This window comes from Ruegeria sp. CDSC051 (assembly GCF_059610665.1).
The window spans coordinates 66,016-80,488 of sequence record NZ_JBXWOC010000006.1 but is presented as its reverse complement, the minus strand read 5'-3'; the positions used below and the strand labels follow the sequence as shown (position 1 = coordinate 80,488).

15 protein-coding genes are annotated in these 14,473 nt (G+C 57.9%); 8 read left to right on the top strand and 7 right to left on the bottom strand.

Translation table 11 applies throughout. The features are described from left to right. The first annotated feature begins 140 nt into the window (after window positions 1-140). Together ribA and AC2FH0_RS15090 are read left to right on the top strand one after the other, a co-directional pair. Complete coding sequence (gene ribA / locus AC2FH0_RS15095; protein ID WP_496706810.1) at window positions 141-1,235, top strand: GTP cyclohydrolase II; 1,095 nt, start codon at window positions 141-143, stop codon at window positions 1,233-1,235. Continuing rightward, complete coding sequence (locus AC2FH0_RS15090) at window positions 1,232-1,732, top strand: L,D-transpeptidase family protein (protein ID WP_496709387.1); 501 nt, start codon at window positions 1,232-1,234, stop codon at window positions 1,730-1,732. Before ribA ends, AC2FH0_RS15090 begins: the two co-directional genes overlap by 4 nt. Here AC2FH0_RS15090 and AC2FH0_RS15085 read toward each other — a convergent pair. Then, window positions 1,716-2,375, bottom strand: coding sequence for a YggS family pyridoxal phosphate-dependent enzyme (locus AC2FH0_RS15085; protein ID WP_496709386.1), 660 nt, complete (start codon window positions 2,373-2,375; stop codon window positions 1,716-1,718). The genes AC2FH0_RS15090 and AC2FH0_RS15085 overlap by 17 nt on opposite strands. 102 nt (window positions 2,376-2,477) lie before the next feature. Beyond that, window positions 2,478-3,515, bottom strand: coding sequence for a porin (locus AC2FH0_RS15080; protein WP_496692521.1), 1,038 nt, complete (start codon window positions 3,513-3,515; stop codon window positions 2,478-2,480). Between the two features lie 283 nt (window positions 3,516-3,798). On the opposite strand from AC2FH0_RS15080, the gene AC2FH0_RS15075 reads away from it, so the two are divergent. From AC2FH0_RS15075 to holA, 4 genes are all read left to right on the top strand, one after another. Continuing rightward, window positions 3,799-4,287 (top strand): DUF3576 domain-containing protein, encoded by a 489-nt coding sequence (locus tag AC2FH0_RS15075; RefSeq protein WP_142637277.1) that lies wholly within the window; start codon window positions 3,799-3,801, stop codon window positions 4,285-4,287. Between the two features lie 71 nt (window positions 4,288-4,358). Continuing rightward, a complete protein-coding gene (gene leuS, locus AC2FH0_RS15070) occupies window positions 4,359-6,896 on the top strand; it encodes a leucine--tRNA ligase (RefSeq protein ID WP_496789718.1) in 2,538 nt (845 codons plus the stop codon). Then, window positions 6,883-7,386, top strand: a complete 504-nt coding sequence (gene lptE, locus AC2FH0_RS15065; protein WP_496789716.1) for an LPS assembly lipoprotein LptE — start codon at window positions 6,883-6,885, stop codon at window positions 7,384-7,386. The genes leuS and lptE overlap by 14 nt, the downstream gene beginning before the upstream one ends. Continuing rightward, window positions 7,383-8,411, top strand: coding sequence for a DNA polymerase III subunit delta (gene holA, locus AC2FH0_RS15060; protein ID WP_496789714.1), 1,029 nt, complete (start codon window positions 7,383-7,385; stop codon window positions 8,409-8,411). The genes lptE and holA overlap by 4 nt, the downstream gene beginning before the upstream one ends. Here the strand turns inward: holA and AC2FH0_RS15055 are convergent. Then, window positions 8,408-9,580 (bottom strand): TIGR03862 family flavoprotein, encoded by a 1,173-nt coding sequence (locus tag AC2FH0_RS15055; protein WP_496789713.1) that lies wholly within the window; start codon window positions 9,578-9,580, stop codon window positions 8,408-8,410. The two genes, holA and AC2FH0_RS15055, sit on opposite strands and share 4 nt — an antisense overlap. 47 nt (window positions 9,581-9,627) lie before the next feature. Between AC2FH0_RS15055 and AC2FH0_RS15050 the strand changes: the two genes are divergently transcribed. Continuing rightward, window positions 9,628-9,924, top strand: a complete 297-nt coding sequence (locus tag AC2FH0_RS15050; RefSeq protein ID WP_496789712.1) for an HNH endonuclease — start codon at window positions 9,628-9,630, stop codon at window positions 9,922-9,924. Here the strand turns inward: AC2FH0_RS15050 and AC2FH0_RS15045 are convergent, their stop codons facing one another. The 3 genes from AC2FH0_RS15045 to AC2FH0_RS15035 are packed head-to-tail and all read right to left on the bottom strand — an operon-like array spanning window position 9,925 to window position 12,007. Further along, window positions 9,925-10,662 carry a VOC family protein gene (locus AC2FH0_RS15045; RefSeq protein ID WP_496709382.1) on the bottom strand — a complete coding sequence of 246 codons (738 nt, stop codon included), beginning with the start codon at window positions 10,660-10,662 and terminating at the stop codon, window positions 9,925-9,927. Next, window positions 10,659-11,267: an enoyl-CoA hydratase/isomerase family protein gene (locus AC2FH0_RS15040; protein WP_496709381.1), complete on the bottom strand. Its 609-nt coding sequence runs from the start codon at window positions 11,265-11,267 to the stop codon at window positions 10,659-10,661. Before AC2FH0_RS15040 ends, AC2FH0_RS15045 begins: the two co-directional genes overlap by 4 nt. Further along, window positions 11,264-12,007: an SDR family oxidoreductase gene (locus tag AC2FH0_RS15035; protein ID WP_496709416.1), complete on the bottom strand. Its 744-nt coding sequence runs from the start codon at window positions 12,005-12,007 to the stop codon at window positions 11,264-11,266. The genes AC2FH0_RS15040 and AC2FH0_RS15035 overlap by 4 nt, the downstream gene beginning before the upstream one ends. Before the next feature lie 139 nt (window positions 12,008-12,146). Here AC2FH0_RS15035 and AC2FH0_RS15030 point away from each other — a divergent pair, with 139 nt between their 5' ends. After that, window positions 12,147-13,676, top strand: coding sequence for a DUF2125 domain-containing protein (locus AC2FH0_RS15030; protein WP_496709380.1), 1,530 nt, complete (start codon window positions 12,147-12,149; stop codon window positions 13,674-13,676). A 35-nt stretch (window positions 13,677-13,711) separates the two neighbouring features. Here the strand turns inward: AC2FH0_RS15030 and AC2FH0_RS15025 are convergent, their stop codons facing one another. After that, the gene (locus tag AC2FH0_RS15025; protein ID WP_496709379.1) at window positions 13,712-14,455 is read right to left on the bottom strand and encodes an FkbM family methyltransferase; all 744 of its coding nucleotides are present in this window, start codon (window positions 14,453-14,455) and stop codon (window positions 13,712-13,714) included. Window positions 14,456-14,473 lie beyond the last annotated feature (18 nt).

Sequence of the window (14,473 nt, the reverse complement as noted above, 5' to 3'; positions counted from 1 at the left end):
CCACCACTTGCGCGCGAAAGATGCAATCAACAAGGTTTGCTGCAACCGTTTCACGCCCTCGTGTCTCAGGATGAGGAATTGTTTCACATTTCCTTTTGATCAGGCTACATGAAGGGCTGATCGTTACAGGGTAACAATAGATGAGTCTTATCCCGGATATCTCGGAACTGCTTGCTCGGGCACGGGCTGACCTGCGCATGGGCTTGCCGGTCGCCCTGACGGATGACACCGGCTTTAGCGTACTGGCCATTGCGTCGGAAACGCTGAGCGCACAGCGGCTTGCCGACTTGCAAGGTCTGGGTGGCGATCCTGTTGTCGCAGTGACTGTCCGACGGGCCGAGACATTAAAGGCACGGGCCTATGACGGTGACCTGGCGCGCGTGATCGTTCCGGCAGATGCCGATGTTGCCTGGGTGCAGGCGGTGGCCGATCCCTCGGACGATCTGAACGCGCCTATGAAAGGCCCACTGATGACAGAGCGTCAGGGCAACGCCAATCTGCATCGCATTGCCATTGCTTTGACCAAGTCAGCCCACCTTCTGCCAGCGGCAATCGTTGTTCCTGTCCAAGACGGCCGAAACTTCGCTACTGCACATGGCCTGACATGTATAGACCATACCCGCGCCGCGCCACATCTGTCGGATCGAAGCATTTTGAATGAGGTCGTGGCCGCCCGACTGCCGATGGAGGTATCCGAAGCCGGGCGCCTGCACGTTTTTCGCCCTGAAGATGGCGGCGAGGAACATTACGCAATAGAGATCGGCCGCCCCGACCGCAGCAAACCGGTATTGGCTCGGCTGCATTCGGCCTGCTTCACCGGTGATCTGATGGGCAGCCTGAAATGTGATTGCGGCCCACAACTGCGTGGGGCCCTGGCCCAGATGGGGTCTGAAGGGGCAGGAGTACTTCTGTATCTGAATCAGGAAGGCCGCGGGATTGGCTTGGCCAACAAGATGCGCGCCTATTTCCTGCAGGATCAAGGGTTCGATACAGTCGAGGCCAATCACCGTCTCGGGTTCGAGGATGACGAGCGCGATTTCCGTCTGGGCTCGGATATCCTGAAATTGCTCGGCTTCAGTTCCGTAAGGCTGTTGACCAACAACCCCGCCAAGATCGCGATGATGGAGAAGACCGGCATCGCCGTCACCGAGCGCGTCCCGCTGAAAGTCGGCGAAACTGCCCATAACCGCGACTATCTGGCCACCAAAGCAGCCAAGTCGGGACATTTGCTGTGACACCCGCAGATCTGGTTCTAACCCGCCGCGGCGTTCGTTTTCGCGGCGGGTATTTTCCCTGTTCGATCGGGAAAGGTGGGTTAAGCAACAGCAAGCGTGAGGGGGACGGCGCCACGCCGACCGGCTGCCTCTACATCGTTGGTATGCTGTACCGGCCCGACCGGCTCGCAAGACCGTCGCCTTGGGCCATCCCAATCGGTCCTCAGGACCTCTGGTCAGATGATGTGCAAGACACGCAGTACAATCATATGGTCAGCACACCTTATCCTTTCAGCCACGAAAAACTGCGCCGCGCGGACCCGCTTTACGATCTGGTTCTGATCACTGACTGGAACTGGCCCAATGCGGTGGCCGGGCGCGGTTCAGCAATTTTCCTGCATCAATGGCGACGGCCCGGTTTTCCTACAGAAGGCTGCGTTGCCTTTCGGCGCGACCATCTGCGGTGGATCGCACGTCGAATCGAGCCAGGCACGCGGCTGATTATCCCTCAGGCTTAACTCGTTCGCCGAAAATGGCCGAGCCGATGCGCACATGGGTCGCGCCAAGTGCAATGGCCTGCTCGAAATCGCTGCTCATCCCCATGGATAGCCCTTTCAGACCATTGCGTTCAGCTATCTTGGCAAGCAAGGCGAAATGCAGAGATGGCTCTTCCTCGACAGGCGGAATGCACATCAGGCCCTGAATCGGAAGGTCGAGCCCGCGGCAATCGGCAATAAATGCGTCTGCCTCAGTGGGCAGAATTCCTGCCTTTTGATCCTCTTCACCGGTATTGACCTGAATGAACAGGTCCGGGCAAGTGCCGACCTCTTGCGCGAGCCGGGCCAGAGTATTGGCCAGTTTGGGGCGGTCAACAGAATGGATCGTGCTGAACAGATCCAACGCCTGACGGGCTTTGTTCGTTTGCAACGGCCCAATCAGATGTAAATCGACATCCGGGTACTGCAATTTGAATTCCGGCCATTTTCCGACGGCTTCTTGAACCCTGTTTTCACCGAAACAGCGATGCCCTAAAGCAAGCACTTCCGCTACACGCTCATTCGGCTGAACCTTTGACACGGCGATCAGCTTCACGGCCCCGACGTCCCGCCCCGAGGCAGTTTCGGCTTTGGTTATCCGGGCAGATATTTCTTGCAGCGACATTTGGGTCCTCGATCAGTTATGGGCGAAGAAAAACACTATGTCGGACAAAAAGAAAAGGGCAGGTCCGAAGACCTGCCCTTAAACCTTGCGGCTCAGATCAACTTAGAAGTTGAACTGTGCACCAAAGTCGGCACGTGTGGTCGAGTCGTCGCAGACGTCACAGTCGCTGACACCTACACCACCGCGCAGCGATACACCGCCACCCAGGTCGTAGATGGCGCCGATGCCGTACTGCTGCGTGTCCGCATCAGCGTTACCGTCACCGTAGGCGAAGGTCAGAGTGGTCGCGGCGCCAACATTGTAGGCACCCGATACACCCCAAGCAGTGCCGTCGGTGGCGTCAACTTCGGTTTTATCGTCAGCAACAAACAGCGTACCCGAGAAGTCGCCGAATTCTGCACCCAGGGTGAAGACCAGCAGGCTTGGATCGTCGCCACCAGTGCCCGCGTCAGTTTGACCATAGGCCAGCGCTGCAGTGATGTTGTTGAAGGTGTAAGTCGCGCTTACGTCCCAACGATCCGCGTCGGTTGTGCTGCCACCACCGTTAAAGATAGTTGCTTGGTCGTACGACGCACCAAAGGCGAAATCACCAACTGCGTACTGGAAGAACACAGCGTTCGAACCCGAACCGGTCGACGAGTAACCCAGGAAGCTATAGTCAACGGCAGAATACTGACCGATGAAGTTTTCCAGGCCAGGCTCGTTACCGTAGTAGTTTGCCAAGTTGTCGAAAGAACCAGCAACGTTGCCGGCGTCAACACGCAGACCACCGTAGATGACCGAGAAGCGCGCGCCGTTCAGGCCAGCCGAGTTGGCTTCGCCGGTGGACGAGTCTTCGTCAGCCTGCAGACGTACACGAGCCGAGAACTCAACGCCGCCATCGGTTTCGGCTGTGCCGTCGATGTTCAAGCGGAAGCGCGAGACCAGGATTGCGTCGTCAGTGTCGTTCGCGAACACGTTAACGTTCTGAACAGTTGCACTACTTGCAGTAGTGGTGGTGGTAGTGGTGGTGGTGGTGGCCGCTGTGCGGTCCTCCTGATAACCAATACCAAAACGGCCGTAGCCGCTGAACTTAACTTCGGCCGCTGCAACACTTGCGGTTGCAATCAGTGCGGTCGATGCGAAGAGAACTTTTTTCATCTTGTTTCCCTCGGTTTCAAAAGTTTTTTAACTCGACACGTGCTTAGGCACATGTCTCAGCACGGGAACCGTTTCGCCCTTTTTGCCCCTGTCACGCAAGCTTGGCATAAAAACTGACGCGCATTGGCCTAGAATTGGTGCAAGGATGCCACAGTCTGATTTGCCCGCTGAATCAACCCCGAAGCCTGCTCTGGATGTGACAAGATTAAGCTTGTTGACGAACCAGACCTTGTCTAGGAGTAACGTGAATAACCTAAAACCAACGAAACGGAACCTGTCCAACATGCGCCTGCAGACAATTTTCGGTTTGATCATAGTGACAGCCGCGGTGTCGGCTTGCGGACAGAATCGCAACGCAGAACCCAGTGCAACGCCACTCAATGTGGATGGCGGTCGCTCGGACGAGCGTGAGCTGAACGATCCGAATCGCTCAACGATCTGGGATGTATTCAACACCGCAGACGCCGAGCAGGTTACCAATGTGAACCGCTATCTGTGGGCTGCCTCGCTGGATGTCCTTAACTTTCTGCCTGTGCAGGAAGTCGATCCCTTTACCGGTGTAATCGTAACAGGTTACGGCACGCCTCCGGGTGGCGGACGGCAATACAGGGCCACGGTTCACATCAGCGATCCCGCCCTGGCGGCACGATCCTTGTCGGTTGCGCTGCAGACCAGCGGGGGTGCCCCGGTCAGCGCGGCAACCACACGCGCAATCGAAGATGCAATCCTGTCCCGCGCCCGTCAGCTGCGCATTGCGGACAACAAGCTCTAGCAACCCGCTTCAAATCACAATATTACCACGCCGGGTTCATGCCCGGCGTTTTCATTACGAAGGACCGCACGATGTCGCGCTATTCGGCCACCGAAATCGAAGCAAAATGGCAAGAGGCCTGGGACAAGGCCGGAATCTTCACCGCCAACCACAAGGCGGACAAGCCGAAATACTATGTGCTTGAAATGTTCCCCTACCCGTCTGGCCGCATCCATATGGGACATGTGCGCAACTATACGATGGGCGACGTAATCGCGCGCCACAAGCTTGCGACCGGCCATAACGTGCTGCACCCGATGGGATGGGACGCGTTCGGGATGCCTGCAGAAAACGCTGCGATGGCTATTGGCGGTCACCCGAAAGACTGGACCTATGGCAACATCGCCGACATGCGCAGCCAGATGAAGCCTCTGGGCCTGTCCATCGACTGGTCCCGCGAATTCGCCACCTGTGACCCAGAATATTACGGCCAGCAACAGGCGCTGTTCCTGGATATGCTGCAGGCCGGTCTGGTTTACCGCAAGAACGCAGTGGTGAACTGGGACCCGGTCGATATGACCGTACTGGCCAATGAACAAGTCGAAGGCGGGCGCGGCTGGCGCTCGGGCGCATTGGTTGAACGGCGCGAGCTGACGCAATGGTTCTTCAAGATCAGCGATTACTCTGAGGAATTGCTGGATGCGCTGGAAACGCTGGAGAACTGGCCGGCAAAAGTGCGCCTGATGCAGGAAAACTGGATCGGCAAGTCGCGTGGATTGCAGTTTGGCTTTGAACGCATCGATGGTGGTGAGCCAATCGCCGTCTATACAACGCGCCCCGATACACTGATGGGTGCGTCTTTCGTCGGCATCTCGCCGGACCATCCGATTGCCAAGCAACTTGAGGCCGAAAACCCCGAAGTGGCTGAGTTCGTTGCCGAATGCCGCAAGGGCGGCACCACGGAAGAGGCCATAGAGACCGCCGAAAAGCTGGGCTATGACACTGGTATCAAGGTCAAACACCCGCTGGATCCGAATTGGGAGCTGCCGGTCTGGATCGCCAATTTCATCCTGATGGATTACGGCACCGGCGCCATCTTTGCCTGCCCGGCCCACGACCAGCGCGACCTGGATTTCTGCCGTAAGTACGGTTTGCCCGTCGTCGACACGTTCTTTGCGCTTGATAATGACACGCCGGTCGACAAAACCGCATTCGTTCCGCCGAAAACCGAAAAAGTCCGCTGGGTAAACCATTTTGCCGGGCTGACCGACGCCACGGGTGATGACGCAATCAACACCACCGTCGATTTCGCCGAAAAAGCGGGCTGGGGCGAAGGCGTTACCAAATACCGTCTGCGCGATTGGGGTCTGTCGCGTCAGCGCTATTGGGGGTGCCCGATTCCCGTGGTGCATTGCGAATCCTGCGGCGTGGTGCCCGAAAAGAAAGAAAACTTGCCGATCCGCCTGCCCGACGATGTCACTTTTGACAAACCGGGCAATCCTCTGGACCGCCACCCGACCTGGCGCGACTGCGCCTGCCCGTCTTGCGGTGCGCCATCCAAGCGAGAAACCGACACGATGGATACGTTCGTCGATTCGTCGTGGTATTTCGCCCGCTTTACGGCTCCGCACGCGGAAACCCCGACCGATCTGGCCGAGGCTGAATACTGGATGAATGTCGATCAATATATCGGCGGCATCGAACACGCTATCCTGCACTTGCTCTATTCCCGCTTCTTTGCGCGGGCGATGCAGATCACTGGCCATTTGCCGAAAAAGGCCATCGAGCCCTTTGATGCCTTGTTTACCCAAGGCATGGTCACGCACGAGATTTATCAAACCCGCGACGCCAATGGCCGTCCGGTCTATCACCTGCCCGAGGATGTGACCGACGGCAAACTCGCCGATGGCACGGAGGTCGAAATCATCCCCTCGGCCAAGATGTCGAAATCCAAGAAAAACGTGGTCGACCCGGTCAGCATTATCTCGGCCTTCGGCGCGGATACCGCGCGCTGGTTCGTGTTATCCGATTCACCGCCCGAGCGGGATGTGGAGTGGACAGCATCAGGCGCAGAGGCTGCATTCAAGCACCTGAACCGTGTCTGGAACCTCTGCGACAAGATCGGCGCGATGGACCCCGAGGCAAAAGGCGACGGGGATCAAGACCTGCTGCGCGAGATGCACAAAGCCATCCATGATGTGACGCTTGGTGTTGAAAGCTTCGGCTTTAATGCCGCCATTGCAAAGCTCTATGCGTTTACCAATACGTTGGCAAAATCCAAAGCGGGTGCAGCGGCCCAAAAGCAGGCGATAAAGACGCTGGCACAGTTGATGTCGCCGATGACACCACATCTGGCCGAAGATATCTGGGCGCATCAGGGCGGCGAAGGTTTGATCGCAACAGCCCCCTGGCCTGTCGCGGACGAAGCTATGCTGGTCGATGACACTGTAACCCTGCCGATCCAGATCAACGGCAAACGCCGCGCGGAAATCAGCGTTCCAAAAGATATGGACAAGGCAGAGGTTGAAAAAATCGCGCTCAGCACCGAAGCTGTGCAAAAGGCACTGGACGGTGCCGCGCCGAAGAAAGTGATCGTTGTTCCAGGTCGGATCGTGAATGTCGTTGTTTAATCGCAGAAGCCTTTTGTTGACGCCGCTGGCTGCTTGCTTGCTGGCGACCGCATGCGGGTTCCAACCCGTTTACGCGCCGGGCGGAACAGGTGAAGCATTGCATGGTAAAGTTGCTGTAACTGAGCCAAATTCCGTGGAAAGCTATCTGCTTGTCCAGAATCTGGAGCAGCGGCTGGGCCGGGATGCGAGCGCACAAAAGCTTTATGATCTGGATGTCTCGGTTTCGACGGCCACACGATCTGCCGCGATCACCACAACGAACGAGACCAACCGCTACACCATCGAAGGGCGCGCGGAATTTTCCCTCAGGTCCGCTGAAACCGGGCGGATTCTGGTATCAGGAAATGTCCATGATTTCGTGGGCTATTCCGCTGCAGGCTCAACCGTCTCAACGCTTGCGGACGAACGTGACGCGACCGAGCGGCTGATGATCATCCTGTCCGATCAAATCGTGAACCGCCTTTATGCAGCACCGGGCCTGACCCAATGAAGCTCAGCCCGCGCGAGGCTGAGGGGTATTTCGCCAAACCAGACGCGGGCAAGGCAGGGTTGTTGATTTACGGATCCGATGCGATGCGTGTGGCCTTGAAACGGCAACAGGTCTTGTCAGCCCTGCTGGGAGAAGGCGCCGAAGAGGAAATGCGCCTGACCCGAATGCCAGGTGGTGATCTACGCGGGGAACCGGCACTGTTGCTAGACGCGGTCAAGGCTGTCGGGTTCTTCCCCGGCCCACGTGCAGTTTTCGTCGAAGATGCAACTGATGTCGCCGCCCCTGCCATCATTACCGCATTCGAGGATTGGGCAACGGGCGACGCTCAGATCATCGTGACTGCTGGGCAGCTCAAACCCAGCTCAAAGATCCGTAAGGCATTCGAGTCGCATCCCGCGGCCTATGCCGTTGGGGTCTATGACGATCCGCCCTCTAGGGCCGAGGTTGAACGGGTTCTGGCACAGGCCGGAGTCAATAACATTCCACCGGATGCAATGTCGGCCATCACCGAACTTGCCACGGCCATCAGCCCCGGGGACTTTACGCAAACCATTGAAAAATTGTCTCTTTACAAGCGCGGAGACGATACTGAATTGGCTCTCGAAGATATCGAGGCCTGTGCACCCAGCTCGACCGAGGCCGCTCTGGACGATGTCCTGAACGTGGTCGCCGAAGGCAGAGCCGGAGAGATTAGCCCGCTGATACGACGGCTGCAATCGCAAGGTACAAATGCGGTCAGCCTGTGTATCGGAGCAACCCGGCACTTTCGAACGCTTTACGCCTGTGCCGCCGATCCCGGTGGTGCGGCACAGGGCGTCGGCAAGCTGCGCCCACCCGTCTATGGAAAGCGGCGTGATCGTATTCTGCGGCAAGCACAGGGATGGGGGGCACCCAAACTGCAGACCGCGTTGACCGTTCTGACTGATACGGATTTGTCATTGCGGTCAGCTGGGCAAACGGCCCCAGCCATGGCTTTGGTCGAACGTGCCATGATCCGTCTGGCGATGCTGGCAAAGTCGCGTTAAGCGGTCCGCGCCAGCCAGTTTGCAGCTGATCGCCCGGCCCATCGCCCTGTCGCCAGACAGGCAGTTAGCAGATAGCCACCGGTCGGAGCTTCCCAATCCAGCATCTCGCCGGCACAAAACATTCCGGGCCTGGATTTCAGCATCAACCCTTCGTCCAAAGCGCCTTGCCGAACACCTCCAACGGTTGAGATTGCCTCATCCATTGGCCGCAACCCCGCGTGGCTGAGGGGCAGAGATTTCAACGTTTCGACACTCAGACCGCTTCCCCTGTTCATCTCGTGATACAGAGCGATCTTTTGCGGAGACAGATGCAGAGATTTCTTCATCCATTGCGACTGCGTCGTCTTGGATTTCTTGGCTGCAATTTTCTGCTGCAAGGTAGTTACATCCAGATCGGGAACCAGATCAACACTCAATGGCGCACCTTCTCGCAAAGCGGGCGTCAGGGAATAGAGCCCTCCGCCTTCAAGGCCTTTGGATGAAATCGTCGCCTCGCCGCGACTGATCACACCCCCGGCAGTCCACCCAACGGATTTGATCGCAGCCCCGTAATGCGGCTGCATATGTGCGCTCCAATCCACTGACAGGGCCGAGTTCGCCGGGGCAAATGGCGACAGGTCGACACCCGCCCCTTGCAACAGTGGGGCCCAAGCTCCATCCGATCCCAATCGCGCCCAGCTTGCGCCGCCCATGGCCAGAATCATCGTGTCAGCCTCAATCTGTCGGTGACCTTCCGGAGTATCGAATTCCAGAGCATCGCCGTTCCATCCGGTCCACCGCCATCGGGTTTTGATTTGCACACCAGCCGCATCAAGACGCCCCAGCCAAGCCCGCAACAGAGGTGAGGCCTTCATAGCCTTTGGAAACACCCGCCCCGTTGAGCCTGTAAATACCTCTTGCCCCAGATCACGCGCCCAGTCCTGAACGGCGGCAGCATCAAATTCCGCCACCATAGGGCGTAGCCACTCAGCAGCGGGTCCATAAGACAACAAAAGTGTTTCGAGCGGTTCATTCTTGGTTAGGTTCAGGCCGGACTTCCCTGCCATCAAGAGTTTTCGGGCAACCGAGGGTTTGGCCTCGGCCACCAGCACATCATGACCTGCGGCGGCAAGTTCACCCGCCGCCATCAGGCCCGCTGGCCCGCCTCCGATCACGACGGCTTGTGCCATTGCTGTCCTCTTGCCTTTCGCGCCCTCCGGCGCGACGTTACGCTAATATGACCGACCGCGACCCGATCTGCCCCCTCTGCGACCGGCCGATCCCCGATGGGAACGGCAGCCTGCACCATCTGATCCCAAAACTGAAAGGGGGCAAGGGCGGTCCCACGGTTTTTCTGCATGTGATCTGCCACAAAGAGATCCACGCCACCCTGACCGAAGCGGAACTGGCGCGGGATTTCAACACGGTTGAAGCTTTGCGCACCCACCCTCGTCTTGAGAGATTCCTAAACTGGGTCCGCAAACGCCCCGCCGGGTTTCGATCGAAAGTGCCAGGAAAACGGCGTGGCCAGTGATCAACCCGGCAGGACCGGGTCGCCAAAGGCATCATGGCCGGGCTGGGCCAGGCCCTGCATCTCGAGCCCGCGGAAATCGGGAGTCCGAACAAACGCGGCCCCGGCGGTGTGCTGAAACTCAAGCGTGGTATAGGGGCGTTTCCAGAGCCATTCGCGGTTCTCAACGGACCATAGGTCCGCATTTGGGGGAACCTCGTCGGTGAAGGCATAAAAGTGCAGGTCAAACCCATATTGCGCCACATCCTGCACAGACAACAGCCGCATCCCCTGTGCACGGCAAAACGCATCCTCGGCCGCGATATCCCCGGTGCGCAAGGTTATCTGTCCAATCCGCGCATCGGCGAAAGGGGCCTTGGGATCGGCGGCATTGTCCGGGCGATTGCCCCGGAAATCATGTTGCAAAAGCTCGATCCCGAAACCCTCGGGGTCGGTCAGGTGGCACATATAGCCGATATCCAGAAACTGGTCCGGCTCTGAAACCTCAATGCCTTTTTCGCGCAGATAGGCGGCCGCCAGATCAACATCCGGCAGGGTGATGCCGATCTTCCAATATCTCTGGCCCCGATCATGTGTGTACCCGCCCCCGCCGGGCATCAGCAGCAGATCGGTATCCTGTCCGGCATAGCCCAGCCGCTGGCTTGCGCCCTGTCTGCGCGCGGTCATCCCCAGCGCACCCTCGTAAAATCCGGCAAGGCGGTCCGTGTCAGCCACACGCAGGCGCAGGGCGGACAACCTCATGAACATAACCGCGCAATACCGGCCGCAATTTCGGGATCAGCAGCGACACTGTCGGCCACCAGATCACGGGCAGTCTGCATCAGAGCATCGGGCGCGACCACGCGGTCGACCAGACCAAAGGTATAGGCCTCATCGGCGGTGATCTTTTGCCCGGCCATCAGGATCATCTTTGCCCGTGCAGGTCCGATCAGTGCGGCCATACGCACCGGATCAGAGGGCTGCGGCAGAAATCCCAGCTTCATCACCGGGTAAAAGAATTTGGCCGTCGGAACCGCGATGCGGATATCGCAGGCCAGCACCATGCCATTGGCCCCACCCGCCAGCGTTCCGTTCAGCGCGGCAACCGTCAGGCAGGGCAGCGCCGCGATGGCCCCCGACAACCTCTCCCACAGGTCCGAGCTCGCCAGACCGGCGCGCGCCTCTTCCAGATCGGCCCCGGCGCTGAACACCTTGCCAGCCCCGGTCAGGATCAACGCACGGGCGTCGGTCGCGGCCTCGGCAATCTCGCACAGCTCGGTCAGCATCGCAGCGGTCAGCGCATTTGCCTTGTCGGGGTTGTTGAGCGTGACTGTCCACAGCCCGTCCGCCTTGTTCAGTTCAATCACGTCAATCCAACCCTTTGCCGAATATCCTCGCGCCGCAGCGAAATTTCGGTTCCCAGAAACTCATCCGCGTCTGACGAACACATCCACAACAGCGCCCGCGCCGGCCAATCGGCGGGGATATGATCGGTCCAATCCAACTGGCTGACGGCGTTGATCCCGCTGGCCTTGATGACCCGCTGCATATCGGTTGCAACCGTGCCGGGCGACAGGCCCATGGCGCGGATCTCATTTGAGGATTCCTCAAGATGCAGACATTCCGTCAGCATCTTGGCACCGGCCTTCGATGCGCAATAATGGCTCCAGGCCTCGACTGGGTTCGACGCCGCACCGGAAGAGACCGTCAGGACAGTCCCCCCACCCGCAGCGCGCATAACCGGCAGCGCGGCACGCATTCCGTGAAATACACCCTTGAGGTTGATGTCGATCGCCTTGCCCCATGAGGCAACATCAGCGCTGGATAAATGGAAGATCGGGTCTATGACACCCGCATTGCCGATCAGAACATCCAGTCCGCCAAACTTGTTTACACACTCTGCCACGGCCAGCTCGACCTGGGCGAAGTCACTGACGTCGCAGGCCAGTGCAATGGCGTTTTCACCAAGCGACGACGCCAATATCTGAATTTGATCCCGATTACGCGCCACTAGCACGACATTAGCCCCTGCTGCGGCAAATACGCGCCCTGCCTCGGCCCCGATGCCGCGACTGGCCCCAGTGATCAGTACGGTTTTCCCCTGCATAAGGTTCCAGTACCTCCATTGTCCTGAGAATTTATGAACCTCTATCCTGCGAACGGGGAATGGGTCCAGCCCTTCCCCCTTGACGCCCGCCGCCACCGGCATCACCATGCGCGCAAATTTGATCAAGAAGGGTTCTATGATGTCCGTTTTTCTCCGCCGCACCTGCGGCGCAGTTCTGGCCTACACTGTCATTTCGCAGGGGGCGCTTGCCGACGTTACTCCACAGGAAGTCTGGGATGACTGGCAGTCCTATCTGGCGCAGATGGGCTATACTGTATCAGGTGACCAGACAGATACCGGCAATGGTATCACCATCGAAAACCTGACGATGTCGATGGATCTCCCGGAAGAAGAGGGATCGTTCAGCATGGCCATGCCTGAAATGACCCTCACCGACAATGGCGACGGGAGCGTCAATATTGGTGTCCCGGAAAGTTTCCCCATGACCGTCACCGGCAATGTCGATGGTCAGGACGAGTCATTTACAGTCGATATCGAATACCTCCACAGCGGGCTTGTTATGACCGTCTCTGGCGATCCGGATGATGTGACTTACGATTACTCTGCAGACAGCCTTGGAATCAAACTGGGTAACATCGAAGTCGACGGTGAAACGTTGCCGCCCGAAGTGGTTGGTGGCTACCTTGAAATGGCGGATGTGAGCGGCAGCTCGCAAATGAAGATCGGCGAAAACCGCGATGTCGACCAAAGCTTTACGGCATCAGAGATGACCTACAGCTTGGCATTTCAGGATCCCGAAAGCGACGACGCTGGAAAATTCGACGGCACGCTTGGCGATCTGGCCTTCGACGGCACCAGCATTATCCCTTCAGATTTCAATTTCTCTGACCCGCAGGCATTCTATGACGCTGGCTTTGCCTTCTCGGGTCTCTTTACTTACGGATCAGGCCAGTCTTCGATGGCGGGCAGCAGCGAAGGCGAAGACTTTTCGATGGCCAGCGAATCCGAAGGCGGACGGCTTTCCGGCAGCATCGACGCCAACCGAATTGCTTATGACGTCGAACAAAACAGCGCCAAAATTGCTGTAACAACGGCGGAACTGCCCTTTCCAATCGAAATTGCCATGGAAAGTGGCGGTTTCAAGTTCGAATTCCCGGTACAGGAATCCGAAGAGATTCAACCCTTTGGGCTGGCGATAAACTTGACGGACTTCACTATGTCAGACGTGCTGTGGAGCATTTTTGACCCTGCAGCCGCCCTGCCACGCGATCCGGCCACGATTGCGCTGGACCTTTCCGGTACGGCCAAAGTGCTGACCAACTTCTTTGACCCCGAGGCCGTAGAGGCGCTTGAGTTTGCGGACGAAGCTCCGGGTGAATTGCACTCTCTGACGATCAACGAGTTGCTGGTCTCTATGGTCGGTGCGGAACTGTCCGGCGATGGCGACTTCACCTTCGACAATTCCAACACTGAGGAACTGGGCGGTCTGCCGACCCCCGCTGGCGTTGCGAACCTGCAACTGGTTGGTGCGAATGCCCTGATCGACACTCTGATCGGTATGGGTCTGATTGCCGAGCAAGACGCAATGGGCGCGCGAATGATGATGGGTCTCATGGCAGTGCCAGGGGAAGAGCCCGACACGCTGAATTCGACAATCGAGTTCAAAGAAGATGGTCAAATTCTGGCCAATGGACAGCGCATCAAATAAAAGAAACAGGGAAGGCGGCCCGTCTGCCTTCCCTTTTACGACGAGCGCCGGCGAACACGCCGGAACAGCACCGACCCACCGCTGCTGACACGTTGATCGTAGGCAAACCCAAGTGCCGAAAGATGATCGAAACAAGCCTTGATCCCATGCAATCCGATCTTACGGGTGTGGACCTCAAGATAGACTTTCTGGACATTCACAAGATCGACCCCGTCGAACAGAAACTTCTCGCCCCCTTCGATATCGACGATCAGCACGTTGGCTTCAAAGTCCCGCAGAATTTCTGACAGAGGACGTTCCGGCACGCTGACCTCTCTGACATAGTCCGGATCAGGGTCCAGAGATGAGGACCAGAACGGTTCGCGTATGTAAAATCGGGCGGTTCCGGGAACCCGTGTATCGCCGAGGGCAACCGCGTTCACCACCTCGACATTCGCAATGTCATTTGCCTTGTGGACACGGCCGATGAATTCACACAGCGTCGGGTTCGCCTCGATGCACATTGCGTGGCGTACACCAAGTTGCGTCACCAGATAGGATGAGATGAAGCCGATCCCAGCGCCCAGCTCTACCACGCGATCCTTCGCGTCGATGAATTTCGGCAGACCGGTCACTTCGTCTTTTTCGTAACGCTCGGCCAGGATTGAACGCTTGACCTTAGGCGTAATGATCTGCGGATCATCGGGGATCGCAACCCCGCGCAGCGATAGATTGTTCTGCATGTTGTGGCCTGCCCGTTCTTCCTGCCCAGTCGTCTCATTCTCATCCAGTTGGATCAACTACTAACCTACGGCTAC

Excerpts from the sequence above, each read along its gene's own strand:
- ribA (WP_496706810.1), top strand. The coding sequence starts at position 141 with ATGAGTCTTATCCCGGATATCTCGGAACTGCTTGCTCGGGCACGGGCT.
- AC2FH0_RS15085 (WP_496709386.1), bottom strand. The coding sequence starts at position 2,375 with ATGTCGCTGCAAGAAATATCTGCCCGGATAACCAAAGCCGAAACTGCC.
- AC2FH0_RS15080 (WP_496692521.1), bottom strand. The coding sequence starts at position 3,515 with ATGAAAAAAGTTCTCTTCGCATCGACCGCACTGATTGCAACCGCAAGT.
- AC2FH0_RS15075 (WP_142637277.1), top strand. The coding sequence starts at position 3,799 with ATGCGCCTGCAGACAATTTTCGGTTTGATCATAGTGACAGCCGCGGTG.
- leuS (WP_496789718.1), top strand. The coding sequence starts at position 4,359 with ATGTCGCGCTATTCGGCCACCGAAATCGAAGCAAAATGGCAAGAGGCC.
- lptE (WP_496789716.1), top strand. The coding sequence starts at position 6,883 with ATGTCGTTGTTTAATCGCAGAAGCCTTTTGTTGACGCCGCTGGCTGCT.
- holA (WP_496789714.1), top strand. The coding sequence starts at position 7,383 with ATGAAGCTCAGCCCGCGCGAGGCTGAGGGGTATTTCGCCAAACCAGAC.
- AC2FH0_RS15055 (WP_496789713.1), bottom strand. The coding sequence starts at position 9,580 with ATGGCACAAGCCGTCGTGATCGGAGGCGGGCCAGCGGGCCTGATGGCG.
- AC2FH0_RS15050 (WP_496789712.1), top strand. The coding sequence starts at position 9,628 with ATGACCGACCGCGACCCGATCTGCCCCCTCTGCGACCGGCCGATCCCC.
- AC2FH0_RS15045 (WP_496709382.1), bottom strand. The coding sequence starts at position 10,662 with ATGAGGTTGTCCGCCCTGCGCCTGCGTGTGGCTGACACGGACCGCCTT.
- AC2FH0_RS15035 (WP_496709416.1), bottom strand. The coding sequence starts at position 12,007 with ATGCAGGGGAAAACCGTACTGATCACTGGGGCCAGTCGCGGCATCGGG.
- AC2FH0_RS15030 (WP_496709380.1), top strand. The coding sequence starts at position 12,147 with ATGTCCGTTTTTCTCCGCCGCACCTGCGGCGCAGTTCTGGCCTACACT.